The sequence below is a fragment of the Corynebacterium ciconiae DSM 44920 genome (genome assembly GCF_030440575.1).
Lineage (GTDB): Bacteria > Actinomycetota > Actinomycetes > Mycobacteriales > Mycobacteriaceae > Corynebacterium > Corynebacterium ciconiae.
In genome coordinates this window covers 139,348-153,236 of the sequence record NZ_CP047189.1, presented here as the reverse complement: position 1 = coordinate 153,236, position 13,889 = coordinate 139,348, and the positions used below count along the sequence as shown (strand labels likewise).

15 protein-coding genes and 2 tRNA genes are annotated in these 13,889 nt (G+C 61.7%); 4 read left to right on the top strand and 13 right to left on the bottom strand.

Annotation, left to right across the window (positions count from 1 at the left end):
• Positions 1-76: 76 nt before the first annotated feature.
• Together CCICO_RS00650 and CCICO_RS00645 are read left to right on the top strand one after the other, a co-directional pair.
• A complete protein-coding gene (locus tag CCICO_RS00650) occupies positions 77-424 on the top strand; it encodes a histone-like nucleoid-structuring protein Lsr2 (RefSeq protein WP_018018516.1) in 348 nt (115 codons plus the stop codon).
• A gap of 120 nt (positions 425-544) precedes the next feature.
• Entirely contained in the window at positions 545-1,138 is a 594-nt protein-coding gene (locus CCICO_RS00645; RefSeq protein ID WP_018018515.1) for a DUF2020 domain-containing protein, read from the top strand.
• Between the two features lie 3 nt (positions 1,139-1,141).
• On the opposite strand, the gene CCICO_RS00640 is transcribed toward CCICO_RS00645, so the two are convergent.
• Complete coding sequence (locus CCICO_RS00640) at positions 1,142-1,294, bottom strand: hypothetical protein (protein WP_018018514.1); 153 nt, start codon at positions 1,292-1,294, stop codon at positions 1,142-1,144.
• Complete coding sequence (locus CCICO_RS00635) at positions 1,295-2,140, bottom strand: class E sortase (protein WP_018018513.1); 846 nt, start codon at positions 2,138-2,140, stop codon at positions 1,295-1,297.
• Between the two features lie 204 nt (positions 2,141-2,344).
• On the opposite strand from CCICO_RS00635, the gene yidC reads away from it, so the two are divergent.
• The gene (gene yidC / locus CCICO_RS00630) at positions 2,345-3,895 is read left to right on the top strand and encodes a membrane protein insertase YidC (RefSeq protein ID WP_018018512.1); all 1,551 of its coding nucleotides are present in this window, start codon (positions 2,345-2,347) and stop codon (positions 3,893-3,895) included.
• Between the two features lie 172 nt (positions 3,896-4,067).
• On the opposite strand, the gene CCICO_RS00625 is transcribed toward yidC, so the two are convergent.
• From CCICO_RS00625 to CCICO_RS00595, 7 genes are all read right to left on the bottom strand, one after another.
• Positions 4,068-4,706, bottom strand: a complete 639-nt coding sequence (locus CCICO_RS00625) for a TetR/AcrR family transcriptional regulator (RefSeq protein ID WP_018018511.1) — start codon at positions 4,704-4,706, stop codon at positions 4,068-4,070.
• 383 nt (positions 4,707-5,089) lie between these two features.
• Positions 5,090-5,347 carry a GlsB/YeaQ/YmgE family stress response membrane protein gene (locus tag CCICO_RS00620; protein ID WP_018018510.1) on the bottom strand — a complete coding sequence of 86 codons (258 nt, stop codon included), beginning with the start codon at positions 5,345-5,347 and terminating at the stop codon, positions 5,090-5,092.
• Between the two features lie 166 nt (positions 5,348-5,513).
• Positions 5,514-6,416 carry a universal stress protein gene (locus tag CCICO_RS00615; protein ID WP_018018509.1) on the bottom strand — a complete coding sequence of 301 codons (903 nt, stop codon included), beginning with the start codon at positions 6,414-6,416 and terminating at the stop codon, positions 5,514-5,516.
• Positions 6,417-6,661: 245 nt separating this feature from the next.
• A tRNA-Ser gene (locus CCICO_RS00610) sits at positions 6,662-6,749 on the bottom strand.
• A gap of 133 nt (positions 6,750-6,882) precedes the next feature.
• A complete protein-coding gene (locus CCICO_RS00605) occupies positions 6,883-7,080 on the bottom strand; it encodes a CsbD family protein (RefSeq protein WP_018018508.1) in 198 nt (65 codons plus the stop codon).
• A 104-nt stretch (positions 7,081-7,184) separates the two neighbouring features.
• Complete coding sequence (locus CCICO_RS00600; RefSeq protein WP_301354675.1) at positions 7,185-7,703, bottom strand: nucleoside deaminase; 519 nt, start codon at positions 7,701-7,703, stop codon at positions 7,185-7,187.
• Entirely contained in the window at positions 7,663-8,157 is a 495-nt protein-coding gene (locus CCICO_RS00595; protein WP_018018506.1) for a tRNA adenosine deaminase-associated protein, read from the bottom strand. Before CCICO_RS00595 ends, CCICO_RS00600 begins: the two co-directional genes overlap by 41 nt.
• Positions 8,158-8,195: 38 nt before the next feature.
• On the opposite strand from CCICO_RS00595, the gene CCICO_RS00590 reads away from it, so the two are divergent.
• Positions 8,196-9,245 (top strand): prephenate dehydrogenase, encoded by a 1,050-nt coding sequence (locus tag CCICO_RS00590; RefSeq protein WP_018018505.1) that lies wholly within the window; start codon positions 8,196-8,198, stop codon positions 9,243-9,245.
• Positions 9,246-9,442: 197 nt separating this feature from the next.
• Here CCICO_RS00590 and CCICO_RS00585 read toward each other — a convergent pair.
• From CCICO_RS00585 to nagE, 4 genes are all read right to left on the bottom strand, one after another.
• Positions 9,443-9,518, bottom strand: a tRNA-Arg gene (locus CCICO_RS00585).
• Positions 9,519-9,666: 148 nt separating this feature from the next.
• Positions 9,667-11,253 carry an SLC13 family permease gene (locus CCICO_RS00580; RefSeq protein ID WP_018018504.1) on the bottom strand — a complete coding sequence of 529 codons (1,587 nt, stop codon included), beginning with the start codon at positions 11,251-11,253 and terminating at the stop codon, positions 9,667-9,669.
• 414 nt (positions 11,254-11,667) lie between these two features.
• Positions 11,668-12,147, bottom strand: coding sequence for a PTS sugar transporter subunit IIA (locus CCICO_RS00575; protein ID WP_018018503.1), 480 nt, complete (start codon positions 12,145-12,147; stop codon positions 11,668-11,670).
• Between the two features lie 149 nt (positions 12,148-12,296).
• Complete coding sequence (gene nagE / locus CCICO_RS00570; RefSeq protein ID WP_018018502.1) at positions 12,297-13,889, bottom strand: N-acetylglucosamine-specific PTS transporter subunit IIBC; 1,593 nt, start codon at positions 13,887-13,889, stop codon at positions 12,297-12,299.

The following is a 13,889-nucleotide window of genomic DNA, read 5'->3' as shown; positions in this document are numbered from 1 at the left end:
ACTATGCATAGTGCGCCGCGAGCAGCTACAAGAAACGCAGAACACGAAGAATCGTTTGAGGAGAGGTACTCTCACCATGGCACGCAGGGAAGTAACCCAGTATTTCGATGATCTTGATCAGACCCCGCTGGAGGAGGACGCCGTACACATCGTCCACTTCGCCGTTGAGGGTCGCGAGTATGTACTGGATTTGTCGGCGGAAAACGCCGCTAAGTTCCGCCAGGATCTCCAGCCGTACATGACTGCTGGCCGCACTGTCAGCGCCACGGGGCGCTCCCGCCGCAAGTCCGCCGCCGCTACGGGACGGAACAACCAGTCCCGCGAGATCCGTAAGTGGGCCCAGGACAAGGGCTACCAGGTGGCATCCCGCGGCAAGATCCCCCAAGAGGTCTACGACGCCTACTACGAGGCCCACGCTAAGTAATACCCGTGGCCCAGATTTTTCCCCTCTGAGCTCAACTCAGCCCCCTCACGTCACTGATCACAGTAGTGTGAAGGGCTGAGTTTTTTATTCCCCCCTCCCCAGCCGAAGGATGGACCCGCCGTGACCTTTCGCCACCCTAGCCGCCTCCCGCTTATTCTTGGCACCGCCCTCGCCCTTGGCCTGGCCGGCTGCAGCGATTCCTCGACCGCATCACTGGGCTTTGGCGGGGCGGATGAGGGCAGCGAGGAGGCGTCGATAAGCGATGCGCAGCCTGGGCTGCCGGTGGATACCCTCCCGGAGGTGGCGCGCGGCGCCAACGAGGTGTGCCCCTATCTGGACACCCAGTTCGTGGCCAACACCAACGGCCAGCGCGTGATCGATCAGGGCGTGGACACACGCTTTGATCCGCCCGCCTGCGTGTTTTGGTCCTATGGGGATAACCCGCAGGTGATGGTGAGCGTGCGGTACAACGAGGACGAGGCGATCGCACGCCAGGTGGTGGATTGGGCCGCACCGGTGGGCTCCACCGAACCCGCCGACCAGCCCGCCGGTTTTCAGGGCGGGCGCGGCAGCCTCGATGAGTCTGGGCTGCCGGGCTACTCCGTGTACGCGGTGGCCAAGGGTGCCACCAGCGTGGTGGTGTTCAGCGATCAGGAACAAACCATTAAGCCCGAGTCGATCGCAGAGGAAGTCATTTCCAACCTCGGGCTATAAGCCCTACACCGAGACGTCGTTATAGGGCAGCATCGGCGAAATCATCGGAAACACCACGTTCATCAGCAGGAAGAAAATGCCGACGAGCAAGGCGATGAGCAGAATGAGCTTCACCGGCCACGGGCCGGGCAGCACTCGCCATATCCATCCATACATTTATCGTTCCTCCAGCTCCGGCGGGGTAAAACCGCCCTGTTTATCGTAGTGGGCCACGTGCATGGCGTGAATGATCATGCGCTCCGCATTGGAAAACTGCGGGTGGCAGGTGGTCATCGTCATCAACGGCTCGGCCTTAAGCACCTCTGGGTCATCATCCGTCACCCCAGGGATGGTCTCCAGCACGGAGACATTATTCGGGGTGGTGATGGTGCGGCCATGCACCGAGTGATAATCACCCGAGGCTATGCGCCGCTGCTGCTCTGGGGTGAAGCAGTCGGTGTGCTGATCATCGCCATCCACCGGCAGCACCCGATAGACCTCCCACGTGTCTTGGGTTTCGACCACCACGGCATCACAGGTGTTGAGCTTGCCCAGATCGTTGAAAGGCGCACCCTTACCCACTCGGTGGCCGGCAATCGCAAAGTTACCCGCCTCGCCGGGCATCTCGGTCCCGGTGTAGCGACCCGGGCCCGAGAGCAGCGTGTGATCGTCCGTGCCTTCCAAGATGGCGAAGTGGTAATCCGAGCCGAAGGCCGGCACATACATGCGTGCAAAAGCATCGCCCAGCTCGGGCACCTTTTTCTGGCGCGGATTAGACCACTCGGCATCCAGCTGATCATTGGCGGCGGCCTGCTTCTTGCCGGCCTCGAGATTGGTCCAATAGGCCTCGTAATAGGCGAAAAGCAGGATCAGCACGCCGATGGTCAGCAGCAGCTCGCCGAGGACCTGAACACCGCCGAGACGCTTCCAGTCCGGGGCACGATGAACACCAGGGCGGTAACGGCGACGCCAGTTATGAAAAATCTGCGCTAGCTTTCCAGATTCGGGGACAGGGGCACTCATAAGTGGATATTTTAAGCCAGAGTGTCATGGTGAGCACTATTCACGCAGCTCGCACAACACGGCGGCGGGGGTGACTACCCAACAGGCAGAGTATGAGTTCTAAGACAACTCGTGGCCTTAGATGCCGCCCCGGAGTTGGATTGCGCTGGCGAACCTATACAGTGTGAAGGAGATTTTATACTTAATTATCAGTAGGAGAATTCGATGGTTGATGCTCTCGTATTCCCCGTCTCCGGGGTAATGAAGCTCTGGCATATCCTGCTTCATGACGGGATCGGATTGAGCGAATCCCGAGCTTGGCTTTTCACCATCTTTGGCCTGATTATCACCGTCCGGCTCTCCATCTTCCCCTTCTTCTGGAAACAGCAGAAGAACAGCCGCATGTCCTATAAGCTTCGCCCACAACTTGCGGCGTTGCGCAAGGAATATGGGCTCGTGACCGATCCGGTCAAACTCAAAGAGCAGAAGCAAAAACGCAAGCAGCTGTACAAGGAAAACCAATATTCAGCAAGTGCTGGATGCGTGCCGGCGCTCATCCAAATTCCTGTATTTATTGGCCTCTACCGGCTGATGCTGCGCGTGGCACGCCCCTCCGATGGCATCGAATCCACCAATCACCCGCCCATCGGTTTGCTCAGCTCCGAGGAAGTAGCCAGCTTCTTGCAGGTGCGCGTACGGGATGTGCCCATTGCCTCGTATGTGTCGATGTCCGAGGAACAGTTCGCGCTCCTGCACACCACCCACCAGCAGGTCTTCCACTTTGTGTTGCCGCTGGTGATCTGTGCCTCCGTGTTCACCACCGTCAACATGGTGACCGCCTCGATTCGCAACTACTTCACCCTCGATTTCAACTCGCGTAGTGCGGTGAAGATGCAGAAGTTCATGCTGCCCTTCATGTTCATGGCGGCGATCTTCCCCATCTACTTCGGCCTGCTTGGCCCCTTCCCGGTGGCGATCGCCATCTACTGGTTCGGTAATAACCTGTGGACTCTCACCCAGTCCATGACGGTGATGACCATCATGCATTACCGCTATCCGTTGAGCGAGGAGTTCATCGCCCATCGCGATAAGGGCCGCGAAAACTACCGCAAAAAGAAAGCCTTCTTCCGCCAGCGTAAGTGGGGCGTGCGTCGACGCCGCCTGCAGTGCATCACCGCCGGCAAGTCCAAGCGGGCCCAGCTGCACAAAGAGATCGCCATGATCAAAGAGCGGGGCAAGGCCTATGACGAGGCAGTCGCCAAAGCCAAAGCCCAGGCCAAACAGGCCGCCAAGGCGCTGCGTAGCGCCAAACGCGCCCACAAGCAGGCGCTCAAACGCGGCGAGCCCCTCCCCCCACCGCCGGAACCGCCGCAGCACAGCCGCGAAGAGTCTCCTGCCAACGATGCGGGCGAAGGGACCACCCAGAAGCCGAAACGGACAGTGATCACCCTCAACCTCGACGAGGAGCACATGGCCGCGCCGACGGCCTCTAAGCGGCGCCAGGCGCCACGCACCGTGCCCGCCATGGCGGATATCACCGCCCCGCGTCATGCGGACAGCCCCCAGAGCCCGCAGCCGCAGCACGCTAGCGCCAGTCACCACCGGACGGCTGCGTCAGCAAAGCCTGCGCCACTATCGCCACGCCCCCAGCCGACTTCGCATGTTCTGCGGCGTAAGAACACCGTGGGACCGAAGGAACAGCTGATGCGGCACGTGAAACCGCACCGCGGGCGGCATCGCATGGCCGATGTGAATAAGCCGCGGCGGCCGCGGTAGAGCGGGCGGGACGTAGTAGAGCGGGCGTCGAGAAGGGCCGTGCTTGAGCTGGGGGTGGTCTCTCGAGCGCTCAGGCGCCAGTGCGCCGCAGAACGCGCCACACAGCCCTAGAGCTCAGAGCGCAGGAACGAAAGCCCTCCGCGCTCGCGGCTCGGTTACCTGCTTGGCTGCGCTAGATGGCGTAGTCGGCGGGCGGGGCGCCGAGGAGCTGCTTCGCCAGATCGCGGGCGGTAAGCAGCGGTGCGATATCGTGGGTGAGCTTGGCCCCGGCTAGGCCGCCGTCAAGGAAGATGAGGAGCTGGCTTGCCAGTGATTCACTGGGATAGCCGTTTTTCTCGGTGAGCAGGGCCGTCATGGTCTCGTGCATCCACTGACGGTGGGTGAGGGCTGCGGCGATGATGCCCCGCTCGGAATCGGTTTCGGGCCGAGGATACTCGCTGGCTGCGTTTTGAAAATGGGAGCCGCGGAAGTCCTTCTCCGGCTCATCCTCAATGGCCTTGGAGAAGAAGGCAAGGATCTTCTCCTCGGGATCTGCCAGCTCGGCCACGCGCTCTTGCCAATCGTTGCGCCAACATTGATCCAGAGCCTCGAGGTAGGCGATCACGAGCGCGTCCTTGGAACCGAAGAGGGAGTAGAGACTCGCTTTGGCCACATCTGCCTCGCGCAGGATGCGATCGATGCCGATCACGCGAATGCCCTCGGTGGTGAACAGCGAGGTGGCGCTGGCGAGGAGCCGCTCCCGCGGGCTCGGGCGATTCTTCCGCCGTGCCCGACCAGGCTTCTTGGTCCCTGCACCCTTTGCTGCTGCCATCGCTTTCTCCGCTCACCCTTCCTTCACGTGAGTGCCTTCACTGTAGATGCCACATGCGAGGCACTGTAGATGCCACATGCGAGGATCCGGCGCGCATATAGCGCCACCTGAAGGCGGTATAGACGCACCGGTCTGTTTTGTTTCTTCCCTAGCAGCATATCGTGTTTGGGGCGGGCCGTGGTAGCGAATCGGCCCGAGCGAACGGATCGATAGAGCAATGCCCCGCGTGGATTCACCGATACCGCAGCACATGTGTCCAGGGTGGTTGGGATAGATCCGACACGGGTACTGCAGGCATAACAAAAGCCGCCGGGATATCCCGACGGCCTTCGTACGATCGTGCTCTCACAGCCTCATATTGAGAGGCTGTGGGGTGTGATCGGCTAGTTCTTCTTGACCTTGCCCACGACCCAGAGCAGGAGCACAGCGCCCAGCAAGCAGGTGAAGAAGCTGAACCACCAGCCACCGGACTCAACGTCCAGGGCGAGGCCGAGAATCAGGCCGCCGATGAGGCCGCCGGCAACACCCACGAGGATGTTCATGCCGATGCCCATCTGAGCGTCGGTGCCCATGATCTTGGAGGCAATCCAGCCTGCCAAGCCGCCGATAATGATCCAGCCAAAGAAACCAAGTCCAAGCATGTGTATGTCCTTTCTTAATGGTGCCCGCCTTCTGCAGGCACCGCTACTTTTAGTCACACGTAGGTTGTGTGGTGCTTCTACCCGTTCTACAGAGCGGAATCCCTAAAAGCTAGCCGTAGGACGTTTCGTGCTCGAATCGTGTCCAAACCTTAATGTGGGGATCGTTTTAATCAGGATCCGAATCTGGGCGAACCACCATCATCGGGCAGGGCGAGGACTGCAGCAGAGCCCGCGAGGTGGAGCCCAGCAGCATGCCCTTGAATCCGCCTCGACCATGCGAGCCAACCACCAGTAGCTGGGCGCCTTCGGCGGCGTCTACCAAGGCGCGCACTGGCCGGTCGCGGGTGACGATCTTGTTCACCTTCACGTTCGGGTAGCGCTCAATGAAGGGGGCGAGACGCTCATCAAGCATCTCTTCCTGCTCGCGCTCCACGCTTGCCCACTGCTGTTGAGCGGCGGCCAGACCCGCGAGGGAGGTTTGCACCTGCATATCCATCCAGGTGTGCACGGCGTTCAGTTCAGCACCTCGGGCGTCTGCCTCAGCAAAAGCGTAGGCGGTGGCCTTCTCGGACACCCCAGAGCCGTCCACGCCAACGACCACGGGGCCGTACTTGGTGGAGTCCAGCACCTGGCTGTCTTCGCGAACCACCACGACCGGACTGACAGCGTGGCTGACCACAGCCGCCGAGACCGATCCCATCACCATCCCGGAGAGCCCGCCTAGGCCGCGGGAGCCCATGACGATCATCGTGACGTCCTTGGACATATCCAGCAGCATGTCGATCGGCGAGCCTTCGGCGATGGTGTGCCCGATCTTGATGTCGGGCGCCACCTCGTGCGCAATTGCCCGGGCTTCTTCAATCTTTTCGAGGGTTTCCTTCTGCAGGTCGTCGAAAAGCTCCTGCGGCGGAACCATGCCCTCTGCGTAGAGGAACTGCGGCATCGCGTAGCTTGCGGCCAAACGAAGGGGCTCGCCGCGCTTCATAGCGGTGTTGGCGGCCCAGCGCACGGCGGTCTTGGAGGCCTCCGAGCCATCTACGGCAGCAACAATGATTTGCTCTTTGCTCATCGTGTATCGCCTTCCCAATCACGTGGCTTGTTGTCACCTCTCAGCCTACCTGGATATAGCCCGTGGGGATAGTGTTTATAACCAGTGCGGGCCCGGTGAGGCCACTATCACCGTGAGGGATCTCCCCCACGAGCAGCCACCTGCCCACCCACATAGACTGTGACCTGCACTTATGCCTCCTAGCTTGGGCCGGGCATGAAAAAACTCCCGAGGCATCCATCACAGATACATCGGGAGTTAAAGAGCGGTGGCGGAGGGATTTGAACCCTCGGTAGGGGATTACCCTACACTCGCTTTCGAGGCGAGCACCTTCGGCCGCTCGGACACGCCACCGCGTAATAGGTTACGGTCAGGTGGCGCCATACACCAAATCCGCTGGCGCAGCACTGTCCAGCAGTGGCTGCACGCAGCGGATCGGGCTAATCACACGGCCGCTACTGGGACAGCGGCGGCGTGCGCTAAGGAATTAGTCCTTGAACTTACCGAGGACCTCGTTGGCCTTGTCCTTGATAGCCTCGCCGGCTTCCTCAACCTTGTCCTTCACGTCGGACTTAACCTGGTCGGCCTTGCCCTCGTTCTTGACGTCCTGGTTGTCGGTAGCCTCGCCGAAGCCTTCCTTGGCCTTTCCTACGAGGTCGTCCTTTGCGTTTTCGAGATCAGACATAAAAGTCTCCTTCCGTTGGTGAACGTTTATCAATCACCGACAATAGATGTGAAACCCGTCTCGCGCCACGTGGGGTTGTTTTTGAGACCCAATCGTTACCTATCTCACCGTAGGTTTCGGAAAAACCCCTGCATAAGCGCCTCGCACTCTTCTCGCAACACGCCGCCGATAAGCTCAGGGCGATGCACGGTGAGCGGATCTAGTGGGATGTCATAGACGGAGCCGCAGGCGCCCGTTTTGGGTTCATACGCTCCGAAAATGATGCGCCCCACCCTGGCCCCGACGGCCGCGCCGGCGCACATGGCGCAGGGTTCGAGGGTCACGACCAGCGTGCAGTCTTCTAACCTCCAGCCATCGCCCACCTGGCGCACGGCCTCCCGGATGGCGAGCACCTCGGCGTGGGCTGTGGGATCGGCATCGGCTTCTCGACGATTCGTTGCCCGCGCCACCTCACGCCCTTCAGGATCGACAATCACCGCACCTACGGGGACATCGCCGGCGGGGGTACGCGCCGCCACCTCAAGGGCGCGGTGCATGAGCAATTCAGCCTCGCGCAGGTAGCGCGGTGTGGGCAACACGGATTTAGGAGAGCTCAAGCCCGGTGACATCGGCGAGCTGCTCATCAAAGCCCAGCTCCTCGGCGATCTTCATCAGCGCCTCGGAGGGCCAGAGCTCCTCGTCGTCGAGGATCACGTCCATCACCTGCTCGGGCAGGCCGACGTCTTCGAGGATGGTGAAGTCTCCTTCAGCCCACGGGTCGACATCATCAAGCTCGTCCTCATCCAGATCCGGCAGGTCGATGCCGAGTTCATCGAGTACGTCCTCGGCAAGGTCGTCCTCGAGGGCGTAGGTGGCGTCGGAAAGCAATGCAAAAACCCGCGAAGGGGTGGGGCGAACGATGATGAAATAGTCGTCCTCGCTGCACAGCAGGGCGAAGGCGGGGCCTTCCGCGCGGAGGCTGCGCACCGCAGAAATGGAGGTGTCTAGGCTTTCGAAGTCATCCTCGTAGCTCTGCACCTGCCACTGGCCGTTGTTGAGGGTAACCACCACAGAAAAGTCGACGCGATCGGCACTCATACCACGTAACCGTAGTCGTTTTGTGCCACACTTGTCGGATGATCCCGCATAACATTTCTCGTCCCGTCTGCATCCTCGGTTTGGGCCTGATTGGCGGCTCTTTGCTGCGCGATCTACACCGCGCCGGCCACGCCTGCTTCGGCTTTAACCGCTCCCCCTCTGCCGTGTCTACGGCCCAAGATGAGGGCTATAACGTCTCCTCTGAGCTCGAGCCCACCCTTGAGCGCGCCGAGCGGGAGGGGGCCCTCATTGTGTTGGCGGTGCCGATGCCGGCGATCGGCACAATGCTTGATGCCATCGCCACCTACGCCCCCTCCTGCGGCATTACCGATGTGGTGAGCGTGAAGTCCGCCGTGCTCGCCGAGGTGACTTCCCGCGGCATGGCCAGCCGCTACGTGGGCGGACACCCCATGGCCGGTACCGCCGATTCCGGCTGGTCGGCCGCCCACCACGAGCTCTTCAAAGGGGCCGCATGGGTGATTACTTTTGACTACGCAGCAGACAACCCAGAGGCCGTGGACGATACCTGGCTGGAACTGTGGGTGGATTGCGTGCGCATGGCCAGCAAGGTCGGCGCCGAGGTGATTCCTGCACGCAGCGATCATCACGATTCCGCGGTGGCCCGCATTTCCCACGTGCCGCATCTGCTCGCCGAGGCTCTCGCCGTGGTGGGTGACAACGGCGGACCGCTCGCCCTATCCCTTGCCGCGGGCTCTTTCCGCGACGGCACCCGCGTGGCCGGCTCGGCGCCCTCGCTCGTACGCGCCATGTGCGAAACCAACCACGAGGCAGTACTCACCGCCCTTGATGAGGCATTGAATTTGCTGAACGACGCCCGCACGCACCTCACCACCTCCGCGCCGAACATCGGCGAGCTGGTGGATTTCGGGTATCGCTCCCGCGTGCGCTTCGAGGCACGCAGCAATTCCACCCCCACCAGCGGCACCCAGATCAGCTCCCGCCCCGTGCTGCGCATTCAACCCGGCAGCGCCTCCTGGGTGCAGCAGTTGGTGCACGCCGAGGGGCTTGGAGCCCGGATCGAACTCCTCGAAGCCCCTGCCCCACTGTCGAACGAGGAGCAGCTGTAAAAAAAACAGGCGAGGCGGTGCGGTGCGGCAGGAGGCGGACACGGCCTGTGCAGGCACCAGCCACCGCACCCCGGTGATACTGGCCGCCGAGAGGCACCGCCCCGCTTCCGCCTCTCACCGGCCCGCCATAGCGAGCCACAGCCAGCCGCGCATACCAGAAACCCCAGTTCATCATGTGGATGAACTGGGGTTTCTGTTGGTGCGCCCGAAGGGATTCGAACCCCTAACCTTCTGATCCGTAGTCAGATGCTCTATCCGTTGAGCTACGGGCGCAGTGCGTGGCAACTGATGATGATTATCAGTGCTGTGCAACGAGAAAATACATTACACCCTCCGCAAAGAAACCGGCAAATTGCCTGTTCATAAGGCATAATGCCGGTTTCTTCCGAGGCGGATGCGCCGCTTTCTCCCAGCGCAGCGCCTAGGGCAGCACGAGGCCGAACACAGGCACCGCGAGGAGGTAGACGGTGGCGGTGATGAGGAAGAGGCCGACGATGTTCAGCCCGATACCGCCCTTGACCATCTCGCCGATGCGCACATAGCCAGAACCGAAGGCGATGGCGTTGGGCGGCGTGGCCACCGGCAACATGAAGGCGCAGGTGGCGGCGAGAGCCACGGGGATGGTGAGCAGGAGCACGTTTTCCTCGCCACCGATCGTGGTCAGGCCGATACCTACGGCCACACCACCCAGGATGGGCAAGAAGGCTGCGGCGGTGGCGGTGTTGGAGGTGAACTCGGTGAGGATGAGCACCACCGCGGCGATGACGAAGATGAACAGGATGGTGGGCAGGGCGTTGAGGTCTCGGGCGAGCTCACCGATCCACAGCGAGAGTCCGGAGACGGAGAACATCTTGGACAGCGCCAAGCCGCCACCGAAGAGCAGCAGCACGTCCCAGGGGAGTTCCTTGGCGGTGTCCCAGTCAATAAGCCGCACACCGGTCTTGGCATCGGCGGGGAGAATGAACAGCAGGAGCGCTGCGGTCATGCCGATGGCGGCGTCGGCAATGTTGAGCGCCGAGCCGCTGATGCGGATGATGATCGGGATGAAGATCCAGCTCAGCGCGGTGAGTAGGAAGATCAGGCCCACGTAGATTTCGCCGCGGCTCATCGGGCCCATTGCTTTGATCTCATTGCGGATCAGGTCGCGGCCGCCGGGGATGTCTTTCACCTCGGGTTTGAACACGGTGACCAGCACGAACCACGCGATGGCGAGGAACACCGCCGCGAGCGGCACGCCCACCAGCATCCACTGACCAAAGCCAATGTGCACGTCGTGGTTGTCGGACATGTAGCCGACCAGCAGGGCGTTGGGCGGGGTGCCGATGATGGTGCCGAGCGAGCCGATGGAGGCCGAGTAGGCGATGGCGAGCATGAGCGCGGTGGCGAACTTCTTCTGCTTCTCAAATCCACCGATCTGCTCAGCGGTGAGCGCGAGCACGGAAACACCGATGGGCAGCATCACCACGGCGGTGGCGGTGTTGGAGACCCACATGGACAAAAAGCCTGTGGCAATCATGAAGCCGGCGATGAGCTGCTTGGGCTTGGTGCCCACGAGCATCACCACGCTGAGCGCGAGACGCCGGTGCAGGTTCCAGCGTTGCATGCCGAGCGCCAGGATGAATCCGCCCATGAACAGGAAGATGGTGGGGTTGCCGTATTGGCCGGAGATGTCTCCGAAGTCCACCAGCTGCGCCAAGGGGAAGAGTGCCAGCGGCACGAGGGCGGTGGCAGCGAGCGGGATGGCTTCTGTCATCCACCAGGCGCCCATGAGCACCGCGCCTGCGGCTGTGGTGCGGAGTGCCTGATAGGTGTAGGGATCCTCGGCGTCTGGGTAGGCCTTGTTCACGGTCTCAGCCGCGGATTCCGGGAAGATGTAGTAGACGATCAGTGCGAGCACGACGCCCAAGAAGAGTCCAAAGGCTTGTCGACGCCACGCTGAGGCCGAGGGGGCCTCCGCGTCGGCAGCCGGCGCGTGGGAGCTCGACTCGTGAGTAACTGGGGTAGACACAGCGGTACCAGCTTTCCATGTGTGAGTGAAGAAAAACGGGTGCGAAGCCGCTCGCCAACACCTCATGGGCTCTCTGTGGTGATGTACGGCCCCCCTTTTTCTGGCATTTCCCCTGCTGGCAGGGGCGGGGGCCGCTGCCAAGGCAGCTTCCGCGCAGCACTTCCTGTAGCAGGGAGTGCTTACCCTTTTTAGAGTAGTTCTTAGGGTGATCACTGTGAGTGTTTTCGCCCGAAATCACCGGAAAACCTGAGAACACTACCCCTATCTGGATGGGTTCCGTGGCCACGGTATGCACTCGGGCCGGCGGTTGGTTCATAGATACGCAAAAGGGACCGGCCACCGCGGCTGCACTTGGCAGGCGGTGTCCGGCCCCTCGTCCACTGGAGGTGGCGCGGTTGGGCGAGGCCCACGCTGTTAGTTCATGGAGACCTCGCAGGCCACATCGGCTGGGGTGACTGCCTTCGCCGGGTGAACCTCTGCGCTTTTAACTTGCTTCTTGTTGGTAAACACCACGGGGATGATCGTGGAAAGACCCTCTTTGTCGATCTCGGAGAAGTCCACGCGCACGATCGGGGTGCCTTGGCTCACGCTCTGGCCTTTATCCACGAGGCGTTCGAAGCCACGGCCCTTCATGCTCACGGTATCGATGCCAACGTGCACCAGCACCTCGAGGCCCTTCTCGGTTTTCAGGGCGAAGGCGTGGCCGGTAGGAAATACGGTCACGAGCGTGCCGTCGACAGGCGCCGTCACCTCGAGTACGCCGCCGGCGGGTTTGAGGGCGAAGCCTTGGCCCATCATGCCCTCGGCGAATACGGGGTCATCGACCTCGGACATGGCGCAGACCTCACCCTCGCAGGGTGCGTGAACCTTGGTTTTCTTGCCGAATCCGAACATTGTGTCTCCTTGGGTTGTGTCTACTCGCGCTGTGCGGGCTGTGAGGGTGTGCCCGCATGCCATGAGCGAGTCTAGTGCTGTGGTGAGGCCGCAGCACGCACCGCGGCCTCACTCATCCCATCAGCTGCGGGGCAGCTGGCGTGGGGAGGCTAGTCCTCGCCTTCCCCGGTGGCGCTCACACTGCTCGGGGTCTGGCGCACAACTTCGTCGTAGACGAACTGCACCTGGGGGCCGATGATGATCTGCACCGAGTTCTTGGAGGGCTTAATCACGCCGAGCACCTTGTTCTGAGGCAGCTGAGACTCCTCAAATTTCTCGCCATCCTTCACCACCACGCGCAGGCGGGTAGCGCAGTAATCGAGGGCGTCAATATTCTCAGCGCCGCCGAGGGCGGTGATGATTTTCGCGGCGGTGGCGCGGGTGTCATCGTCGCCGGCATCGTCGTCCTCGTCACTGTCTACCTCGGCGTCCTTACCGCGTCCCGGGGTGGACATGTTGAAGGCGCCGATGAGGAAGTAGAAGATGCCGAAGTAGAGGGCAAAGTAGATCACGCCGAGCACCAGCAGCATCCACCAGTTATTGGCCAGCGGGTTGCGGGCGGAGAGCAGCATGTCCACGAATCCGGCGGAGAAGCCGAAGCCTGCGGTCCAGTGGAATGCGGCGGCGATCGCCAGGGAGATACCGGTGAGTACCGCGTGCACCACGTAGAGCATGGGGGCAACGAACATGAAGGAGAACTCGAGCGGCTCGGTCACGCCGGTGAAGAAGGCGGCCAGGGCGCCGGCCAGCATCAGCGAGCCCACCACCTTGCGGCGCTTGCGGTCGGCGCGCAAGTAGATGGCCAGTGCCGCACCGGGCAGGCCGAACATCATGATCGGGAAGAAGCCGGCCTGATACTGGCCGATCACGCCCACTACCTCACAGTGGCTGCCGTCCCAGATGCCGGGGCAGCTGGCGGCGTCGCTGGCTGCGGCAGCATCAGCGATGGTGGATGCACCGCCCTGGAACTTGCCGATGTCATCGATACCGATCACGTCGAACCAGAAGATGGAGTTCAGCGCGTGGTGCAGGCCGGTGGGGATGAGCAGACGGTTGAAAAAGCCGTACACGCCTGCGCCGCCGGCGCCAAGACCCTGGATCCAGGTACCGAAGTTGAAGAGCACTCCGTAGATCACCGGCCACACGAAGTAGAAAATGCCGGCAAGGATGATGGAGAAGAAAGAGGTGAGAATCGGCACCAGACGGCGGCCGGAGAAGAACGCCAGGAAGTCCGGTAGTTTCACGCCACTGAAGCGGTTATACACCCAGGCGGCGAGCACACCGATGACGATACCGAAGAGCACGTTCTTGCTGCCCACGGCAGCCCAGCCTTCGGCGGCCCAGTCGCGGGCCGCTTGGCCGGTGAGTTCCTCGGGATCACCAATTCCGCGGTAGACGGCCACGGCGTCTTCACCCAAGAGCTTGGTGAGCGTGGCAAAGCCGATGAAACCGGCAAGCGCCGCGGCACCATTGGAATCCTTGGCTAGGCCGAAGGCGATCGCGATGGCGAAGATCAGGCCGAGATTATCCAGAATCGCACTTCCGGAGGAAATGAGAATCGAGGCAAAGGTATTATCCTCGCCCCAGCCGGTGGGGTCGATCCAATAACCGATACCCATGAGAATTGCCGCCACTGGGAGGACGGCCACAGCGCCCATGAGGGCTTTGCCCAGACGCTGCAGTGAAGTCATTACCTTGTTCAT

Bases quoted from the DNA above. Each gene is read 5' to 3' on its own strand.
- CCICO_RS00650 (WP_018018516.1), top strand. From the start codon at position 77: ATGGCACGCAGGGAAGTAACCCAGTATTTCGATGATCTTGATCAGACC.
- CCICO_RS00640 (WP_018018514.1), bottom strand. From the start codon at position 1,294: ATGTATGGATGGATATGGCGAGTGCTGCCCGGCCCGTGGCCGGTGAAG.
- CCICO_RS00635 (WP_018018513.1), bottom strand. From the start codon at position 2,140: ATGAGTGCCCCTGTCCCCGAATCTGGAAAGCTAGCGCAGATTTTTCAT.
- yidC (WP_018018512.1), top strand. From the start codon at position 2,345: ATGGTTGATGCTCTCGTATTCCCCGTCTCCGGGGTAATGAAGCTCTGG.
- CCICO_RS00625 (WP_018018511.1), bottom strand. From the start codon at position 4,706: ATGGCAGCAGCAAAGGGTGCAGGGACCAAGAAGCCTGGTCGGGCACGG.
- CCICO_RS00620 (WP_018018510.1), bottom strand. From the start codon at position 5,347: ATGCTTGGACTTGGTTTCTTTGGCTGGATCATTATCGGCGGCTTGGCA.
- CCICO_RS00615 (WP_018018509.1), bottom strand. From the start codon at position 6,416: ATGAGCAAAGAGCAAATCATTGTTGCTGCCGTAGATGGCTCGGAGGCC.
- CCICO_RS00605 (WP_018018508.1), bottom strand. From the start codon at position 7,080: ATGTCTGATCTCGAAAACGCAAAGGACGACCTCGTAGGAAAGGCCAAG.
- CCICO_RS00600 (WP_301354675.1), bottom strand. From the start codon at position 7,703: ATGAGCAGCTCGCCGATGTCACCGGGCTTGAGCTCTCCTAAATCCGTG.
- CCICO_RS00595 (WP_018018506.1), bottom strand. From the start codon at position 8,157: ATGAGTGCCGATCGCGTCGACTTTTCTGTGGTGGTTACCCTCAACAAC.
- CCICO_RS00590 (WP_018018505.1), top strand. From the start codon at position 8,196: ATGATCCCGCATAACATTTCTCGTCCCGTCTGCATCCTCGGTTTGGGC.
- CCICO_RS00575 (WP_018018503.1), bottom strand. From the start codon at position 12,147: ATGTTCGGATTCGGCAAGAAAACCAAGGTTCACGCACCCTGCGAGGGT.
- nagE (WP_018018502.1), bottom strand. From the start codon at position 13,889: ATGAACAAGGTAATGACTTCACTGCAGCGTCTGGGCAAAGCCCTCATG.